Raw genomic sequence first — 2365 nt, forward strand, 5'->3', positions numbered from 1 at the left:
GCTACGGGTCTGAGCGCACGATAAATTTTGAATAGCCACTTAGTAAACCAAGCATCACGGTTTGGTAATAGTTTCAGTGTTCTTTCGATAGATATTGATTATTTTAAAAAGATTAATGATAAATGGGGGCATGCTGCAGGTGATTTAGCATTGACTGAATTTGCTCGTTTAGCACCGGAGGTAGGGCGCAAAACTGATTTTTGTGGCCGTATAGGAGGGGAAGAATTTGTCTTTTTCCTACCCGGTGCAAACTTGGAAGCCAGCCAGAAATTGGGCAATAATCTGAGAAAGCGTTTAGCGGTTTCGCCGGTCGATTTTGGCAGCGGAGAGTCTACTACGCTAAGCATAAGTGTTGGGGTCGCCATGTTGGAAAATGGAGAGTCTCCCGAAAGCTTATTGGCTCGTGCTGATGAGGCTATGTACAAAGCCAAGCAAGACGGTAGAGATCGTGTGTACCTTGCATCTCATGCAACCCGTTAAGATACTCGTAAGCTTGCGCTACTCCATGCAAAAGCTTGCTTCAAGGCAAAAGTAAAGCTGCCTCACGGCTGACGTTTCACCACCTGAGCAGGAAGTCCCGCTGGCGATGACGTTCGGTTACAGGTAGAAGGAGATGACATGTTTCCATTAGAGGTGTTGGCTACATATACACTGGCATGTTTGCTGTTAGTGATTTCCCCCGGGCCAGATAACATGCTGGCGATAGGACGAGGTTTAAGCCAGGGTAGATTGGCCGCAACTGTTTCCGGTTTATCGTCTGGAATGGGAATTCTATTCCACGTGCTAGCGGCGACATTTGGGCTGACTCTTTTAATTCAAACGTCTGAGCTGGCGTTCTATGTGGTCAAGATTATTGGTGCGGGCTATCTCATTTGGTTAGGCGTTAAAGTCCTTCGGTCTCGAAATCTATTTTCTTTAGAGCCTGCAAAAAAACAGTCTTTAAAAACTATATTCTCAACGGGCTTCCTTTCAGCGGCACTCAACCCTAAGCCGGGTATGTTTGTGCTCGCGTTTGTACCTCAGTTCGTAAATCCTAATCTGGGCTCTGTGACCTGGCAAATGATTGGCTATGGGGTTTGGTTTGCGGCTTTAACAGCGCTAGGTTTCAGCCTTATGGGCGTGTTTTCATCTAGGTTATCGGAATGGCTGAGAAACAAACCCAAATTGGTTTCTGGGTTAAATATTGGAGCAGGCGTTACGTTTGTCTCATCGGGTCTGGCTGTGGCGTTCATGAAGCAGAGATAGAAACGCTGTCTAATAGTTGTTAGATCTCCAGAGTAGGGCAAGGAGCTGAACATTGAGTGATATGTTAGAGAAAGGAAGAGAGATACTGTCACAGCAATCTTTCAGCTTACTATTGGGAGCAAAGCTAGAAGCGTTTGCTGCCGGAAGTGCTGAATTGAGCCTTGAGATTAGAGATGATCTCAAGCAAAACAATGGTTTTGCGCATGGTGGTGTCGTTAGCTACTTGGCGGATAATTGTATTACCTTTGCCGGAGCGTCAGTGTTAGGAGGCTGTGTCACGTCAGAGTACAAAGTAAACTATGTTAGACCCGCGATCGGCGATAAATTGATCGCTAGGTCAACGGTCTTATATTCTGGAAAACGGCAAGCGACCTGTGAGTGTAAGGTCTTCGCTCAAGCAGATGGTGAGGAAAAACTGGTAGCCGTTTCTCTTGGCACGATTAGCAGGATTGCTGCATCGTAATCTAACCAAGCGCTGTGGCGGACTGCTGTTACTGGGTGGCCTGTTTTACATCTATGTGAAGTGGCTGCTGACAGCGCTGTCGTCCTACCAGCTTTCCCTGAGAGGTAATCAGCTCATCATGAAGGGCATTTCAGGGCGACGCTCAAAGCAACGCCGCCTCCCGGCTGACGTTTGCGCTAAGTGACGGCGATTATTTCAAACTCAATTTCGCCATGAACGCCTTTGATAACGCCTCTCTGTACGAGTTTCTAGCAGCCATCAAGCGTAAAGGCATTTAGGTCAATATTCAGGATTGAGCCAGCCACATTCCAGTGCGTTTATATGCCGTAATTGTGTAACAGCAATCTTCAGGCAACTAAGGAAAAGAGTATGAATAAAGTGGATCAATATACTTTAGACATTGTTAAGACGCTTGTCTGGGGTGGGTTTCATGCACGAGAAGACATTCAGGAAGAAATTTCTGACCTGCTTGAAGAGGAGGCAGATGAAGATATGTTGCGTGAGTCAGTCAACAGCGAGTTTAAGAAGAAACATGAAGCTGAAAAGACATGGCCCAGAGTGACAGATCTGGATCGACTGGATAGTGCATTTCAAGCCCTGCGAGACAGAGGTGTGAAGTGGTTATAGTTTCCCGGACACACAGACGCAGATAATATT

At 46.4% G+C, this 2365-nt stretch carries 4 protein-coding genes; all 4 read left to right on the forward strand.

The window, feature by feature from the left end:
- The first annotated feature begins 27 nt into the window (after positions 1-27).
- The 4 genes from INT21_RS08440 (at position 28) to INT21_RS08455 (ending at position 2335) form a co-directional block, all read left to right on the forward strand.
- Positions 28-480, forward strand: coding sequence for a GGDEF domain-containing protein (locus INT21_RS08440; RefSeq protein WP_226930612.1), 453 nt, complete (start codon positions 28-30; stop codon positions 478-480).
- Between the two features lie 138 nt (positions 481-618).
- On the forward strand, positions 619-1245 hold the full coding sequence (locus INT21_RS08445) for a LysE family translocator (RefSeq protein ID WP_193085067.1): 627 nt from the start codon (positions 619-621) through the stop codon (positions 1243-1245).
- A gap of 61 nt (positions 1246-1306) precedes the next feature.
- Positions 1307-1708 (forward strand): PaaI family thioesterase, encoded by a 402-nt coding sequence (locus tag INT21_RS08450; RefSeq protein ID WP_193085070.1) that lies wholly within the window; start codon positions 1307-1309, stop codon positions 1706-1708.
- Positions 1709-2077: 369 nt separating this feature from the next.
- On the forward strand, positions 2078-2335 hold the full coding sequence (locus INT21_RS08455) for a DUF6891 domain-containing protein (protein ID WP_193085068.1): 258 nt from the start codon (positions 2078-2080) through the stop codon (positions 2333-2335).
- Positions 2336-2365: the final 30 nt, after the last annotated feature.

Source organism: Halomonas sp. 3F2F, from assembly GCF_014897805.1.
Lineage (GTDB): Bacteria > Pseudomonadota > Gammaproteobacteria > Pseudomonadales > Halomonadaceae > Vreelandella.